Consider the following 5,801-nt stretch of genomic DNA (forward strand, 5'->3'; position numbering starts at 1 on the left):
TCGCCCTCGGCGCGGCGGCGCTCGTGGCGGTGGCCATCGCTCCGGTGCTGACCTGGTTGTACGCCAGCGACGAGTCGAGCCAGATGTGCCGCCACGTCGGCGGCGAAGCCGGGCGCGTCGGGGTCCAGCGTCCGCAGCGGTACGTCGGTGAGCGTCGCCGGGTCGGGCACGGCGGCCGGGTCGAGCACCATCAGGGGCGCCTCCAGCACGGACAGGCCAGCCGAGCGGACCACCGGGAGCAGGTCCGGGCTGGTTTCGTGCACCCACTCGAACGCCTCGGGCACGCCCAGTTCCCGCTGCCGTTCCCGGACCGACGACACGTCGGCCAGCGAGGGTACGTCGGCGGCGTCGAGCCGGGGCCGCGCGTAGAACGGCCAACCGGCCCCCTCGCGGACGAAGAGCACCAGCGAGCCGTGTTCCTCCGCCCGCGCCACGTCCCGGGGCACGCCGTCATAGAAGCGTTCCAACCGGTCGAACAGGTTCTTGTGCAGCGGATCCACCGCGCGAGACTACACGTCCCAGACTCTGGAAGGTGTGATCAATCTGCACTGGCCTTGCGCCGACCCCCCTAACGTAGACTCAATAGACCCCTGAGGGCCGACGTCGTCCCCACCCAGAGATCCATCCTGAGTGACGACAGGAGGCCCGGTGGCCTTTCCGTACCCGCACACCCCGCAGCCGGCCCCGCACGATGCCGCCCCCGCGGCCGGGCTCTACGACCCCGCGTTCGAGCACGACGCCTGCGGCGTGGCCTTCGTGGCGGACCTGCACGGCCGGCGCTCGCACGCGGTCGTGGCCAGCGGTCTCGGTGCGCTCTGCCGACTGGACCACCGGGGCGCCCGGGGAGCGGAGCACAACACCGGCGACGGCGCGGGCATCATGATCCAGGTTCCGGACGCGTTCCTGCGTGCGGTCGCCGACTTTCCCCTGCCCCCGGCCGGCCAGTACGCCACCGGCCTGGTCTTCCTCCCCGACGACGACGCCGACGAGGCGCGCGCCCGCCGGGTGGTGGAGAAGTACGCGCTGGTCGAGGGCGCGGACGTGCTCGGCTGGCGGAACGTCCCGGTCGACGCGAGCGGCCTCGGCGAGACCGCCCTCGCGGCGATGCCCCGGGTCCGGCAGCTGTTCCTCGCCGCGCACCGGCTCACCGACTCGCCCGCCGGTCCGGCCGGCTCGCCGCTGGGCGGCCTCGACCTCGAGCGGGTGGCGTTCTGCGTCCGCAAGCAGGCCGAGCGGGAGTCCGCCGAGCGGGGCGTGCCCGCGTACTTCCCGTCGCTGTCCGGGCGGACCATGGTGTGGAAGGGCATGCTGACCCCCGACCAGCTGCCCGCGTTCTACCCGGAGCTGACCGACGAGCGGGTGGACAGCGCGATCGCGCTGGTGCACTCCCGGTTCTCCACCAACACGTTCCCGTCGTGGCCGCTGGCGCACCCGTACCGCTTCATCGCCCACAACGGTGAGATCAACACGATCCGCGGCAACCGCAACTGGATGCAGGCCCGGGAGGCGCTGCTGCGCACCCCGAACCTGCCCGGCAACATCCGCCGGATCTTCCCGGTGTGCACCCCGGCGGCGTCCGACTCGGCGAACTTCGACGAGGTCCTGGAGCTGCTGCACCTGTCCGGGCGGAGCCTGCCGCACGCGGTGCTCATGATGATCCCGGAGGCCTGGGAGAACGACCCGGACATGCGCGGCGACAAGCGGGCGTTCTACCGCTTCCACGCGAGCCTGATGGAGCCGTGGGACGGGCCGGCCTCGGTCGCCTTCACCGACGGCGAGATCGTCGGTGCGGTGCTGGACCGCAACGGCCTGCGCCCGGGCCGCTGGTGGCGCACGGACGACGGGCTCGTGGTGCTTGGCAGCGAGGCGGGCGTGCTCGACCTGGACCCGGCGCGGGTGGTGGCCAAGGGCCGTCTGCAGCCGGGGAAGATGTTCCTGGTCGACACCGTGGCGGGCCGGATCGTGCACGACGAGGAGATCAAGACCGAGCTGGCCGCCGCGCAGCCGTACGACGAGTGGCTGCACGCCGGCCTGATCGAGCTGGACGACCTGCCGGCGCGCGAGCACATCGTCTACACCCACGACTCGGTGCGCCGCCGGCAGCAGACCTTCGGCTACACCGAGGAGGAGCTGAAGATCCTCCTCGCGCCGATGGCGCGGGCCGGTGCCGAGCCGATCGGCTCGATGGGCACCGACACCCCGATCTCGCCGCTGTCGACCCGGCCGCGACTGCTGTACGACTACTTCCACCAGCTCTTCGCCCAGGTCACCAACCCGCCCCTGGACGCCATCCGGGAGGAGCTGGTGACCAGCCTGGCGTCGACCATCGGGCCGGAGGGCAACCTGCTCGACCCGGGGGCGGCGAGCTGCCGGCAGATCGTCCTGCCGTACCCGGTGATCGACAACGACGAGCTGGCCAAGATCCTCTCGATCGACGAGGACGGCGACCTGCCCGGCTTCAAGGCGGTCCGGGTCTCCGGGCTCTACCGGATCCGTGAGGGCGGGGCCGGGATCAAGGCCCGGCTGACCGAGATCTGCCGGCACGTCTCCGAGGCGATCGAGGACGGCGTCCGCATCCTGGTGCTCTCCGACCGGGACTCCAACGCCGACCTCGCCCCGATCCCGTCGCTGCTGCTCACCGCCGCGGTGCACCAGCACCTGGTGCGCGAGCAGACGCGTACGCAGGTGGCGCTGATCGTCGAGTCCGGCGACTGCCGGGAGGTGCACCACGCCGCCGTGCTCATCGGGTACGGCGCCGCGGCGGTCAACCCGTACCTGGCCTTCGAGTCGGTCGAGGACATGATCGCCACCGGCGCGCTGGTCGGTGTCGACGCGGCGAAGGCGGTCCGCAACTACGTCAAGGGCCTCGGCAAGGGCGTCCTGAAGATCATGTCCAAGATGGGCATCTCGACCGTGTCGTCGTACTGCGGCGCGCAGGTCTTCGAGGCGGTCGGCCTGGACACCCGGCTGGTCGAGCGCTACTTCCGGGGCACCCCGAGCAAGATCAGTGGCATCGGGCTGAATGAGATCCACGCCGAGGTCGCCGCCCGGCACGGCCGCGCCTGGCCCGCTCCCGGTGCGGAGACGTCCGACCGGCTGGAGGTCGGCGGCGAGTACCAGTGGCGACGCGAGGGCGAGCTGCACCTGTTCAACCCGGAGACGGTCTTCCTGCTCCAGCACGCCACCCGCAGCCGCCAGTACGACGTCTTCCGCCGGTACACCGCCAAGGTCGACGAGCTGGCCGCGCGGGCCGGCTCACTGCGCGGCCTGTTCACCCTGCGCACCGGCGTGCGGCCCCCGGTGCCGATCGAGGAGGTCGAGCCGGCCAGCGAGATCGTCAAGCGGTTCGCCACCGGCGCGATGTCGTACGGGTCGATCTCGGCCGAGGCGCACGAGACCCTGGCGATCGCGATGAACCGCCTCGGCGGCAAGTCCAACACCGGCGAGGGCGGCGAGGACGTCGAGCGGTTGCACGACCCGGCCCGCCGCTCCGCGGTGAAGCAGATCGCCAGCGGCCGGTTCGGCGTGACGAGTGAGTACCTGGTCAACGCCGACGACATCCAGATCAAGATGGCCCAGGGCGCCAAGCCCGGCGAGGGTGGCCAGCTGCCCGGCAACAAGGTCTGGCCGTGGATCGCCCGCACCCGGCACGCCACGCCGGGCGTCGGCCTGATCTCCCCGCCGCCGCACCACGACATCTACTCCATCGAGGACCTCGCCCAGCTGGTGCACGACCTGAAGTGCGTCAACCCGGCCGCGCGGGTGCACGTCAAGCTGGTCAGCGAGGTCGGCGTCGGCACCGTGGCGGCCGGCGTGGCGAAGCTCAAGGCCGACGTCATCCTCATCTCCGGCCACGACGGCGGCACCGGCGCGTCCCCGCTGAACTCGCTCAAGCACGCCGGCACCCCGTGGGAGCTGGGCCTGGCCGAGGCGCAGCAGACGCTTCTGCTGAACAAGCTGCGGGACCGGGTCACCGTGCAGGTCGACGGCCAGCTCAAGACCGGCCGGGACGTCCTGGTCGCGGCGCTGCTCGGGGCCGAGGAGTTCGGCTTCGCCACCGCGCCGCTGATCGTCGAGGGCTGCGTGATGATGCGGGTCTGCCACCTGGACACCTGTCCGGTCGGCATCGCCACGCAGAACCCGGTGCTGCGCGAGCGCTTCACCGGCAGGCCGGAGTTCGTGGAGAACTTCTTCCTCTTCCTCGCCGAGGAGGTCCGCGGTTACCTGGCCGAGCTGGGCCTGCGCTCGATCGAGGAGGCGATCGGGCAGACCGAGCTGCTCGACCTCGCCCCGGCCATCGACCACTGGAAGGCCGGCGGGCTGGACCTCGGTCCGGTCCTGCGCCTGCCGCAGCTGCCGGCCGACGCCGTCCGGCGTGGCGTACGCGCGCAGGACCACGGCCTGGAGCTGGCCCTGGACAACGAGCTGATCGCGCTCGCCGCGCCGGCGTTGACCGACGGCACCCCGGTCCGGGTCGAGGTCGCGGTGCGCAACGAGCACCGCAGTGTCGGCGCGATGCTCGGGGGTGAGGTCACCCGACGCTTCGGCGGCACCGGCCTGCCCACCGACACCATCGAGTTCGACCTGCGCGGCACCGCCGGCCAGTCGTTCGGCGCGTTCCTGCCGCGCGGGGTCACCCTGCGGCTGCACGGCGACGCCAACGACTACGTCGGCAAGGGCCTCTCCGGCGGCCGGCTCGTGGTCCGCCCGGACGACGCCGCGCCCTTCGTCGACGGCGACGCGGAGCCCGGTGAGCGCGCCGAGGACCAGATCATCGCGGGCAACACCATCCTGTACGGCGCCACCGCGGGCGAGGTGTTCCTGCGGGGCCGGGTGGGGGAGCGGTTCGCGGTCCGCAACTCCGGTGCGTCGGCGGTCGTCGAGGGCGTCGGCGACCACGGCTGCGAGTACATGACCGGCGGCACGGTGGTGGTGCTCGGGCAGACCGGGCGCAACTTCGCGGCCGGCATGTCCGGCGGCACCGCGTTCGTGTGGAACCTGGACCGGCGCCGGGTCAACGCCGAGCTGGTCGACCTGGCGCCGCTGCGCGAGGAGGAACGGTCGGTGCTGCACGAGCTGGTGCAGCGACACTTCGCCGAGACCGACTCGGCGGTCGCCGAGTCGCTGCTCAAGCGCTGGCCGGACGCGGTGGAGGAGTTCACCGCGGTGGTGCCCCGGGACTACCGCCGGGTGCTGGAGATCATGCGGGCCGCCGAAGCCGCCGGCCGTGACGTCGACGACGCGGTCATGAGCGCACTCGCGGCGCCGACCGCGCCGCTGCCGCCCGCCCCGCGGGCGGTCGCCCAGGAGGTGGCTCGTGCCTGACCCGAACGGTTTCCTGCGCTACAACCGGCGGCTCCCCGCCCGCCGCCCGGTGCCGGTGCGGATCAGCGACTGGCGGGAGGTCTACCCGCCGGCCGGTGAGGAGCTGGTCCGGGAGCAGGCCACCCGCTGCATGGACTGCGGCATCCCGTTCTGTCACGACGGCTGCCCGCTGGGCAACCGCATCCCGGACTGGAACGACCTGGTCCGCACCGGCAACTGGGACGCCGCGGTGGAGTCGCTGCACGCCACCAACAACTTCCCGGAGTTCACCGGCCGGCTCTGCCCGGCGCCGTGCGAGGCGGCGTGCGTCCTGGGCATCGCCGGCGGCGAGCCGGTCACCATCAAGCAGGTCGAGGTCGAGATCGCCGACGCGGCCGCGGGCGGACTTCTCGCTGCGCAGCACCAGCCCGAAGAACGTGATGGGCGTCAGCATGATGGTGCTCTTCCCGCTGACCTTCCTCAGCAACGTCTTCGTC

Annotated in this window: 1 protein-coding gene and 2 pseudogenes; 2 read left to right on the top strand and 1 reads right to left on the bottom strand. The window is 72.3% G+C overall.

From position 1 onward, the window contains the following. A pseudogene (locus AB0I76_RS20920) lies at positions 1-491 on the bottom strand (GNAT family N-acetyltransferase); the annotation flags it as partial. A 157-nt stretch (positions 492-648) separates the two neighbouring features. Here AB0I76_RS20920 and gltB point away from each other — a divergent pair. Then, positions 649-5,325: a glutamate synthase large subunit gene (gene gltB / locus AB0I76_RS20925; protein WP_357037913.1), complete on the top strand. Its 4,677-nt coding sequence runs from the start codon at positions 649-651 to the stop codon at positions 5,323-5,325. Beyond that, a pseudogene (gene gltD / locus AB0I76_RS20930) lies at positions 5,318-5,801 on the top strand (glutamate synthase); the annotation flags it as partial. The gene gltB and the pseudogene gltD, both read left to right, overlap by 8 nt.

The sequence above is a fragment of the Micromonospora sp. NPDC049799 genome (assembly GCF_040656655.1).
GTDB lineage: Bacteria > Actinomycetota > Actinomycetes > Mycobacteriales > Micromonosporaceae > Micromonospora.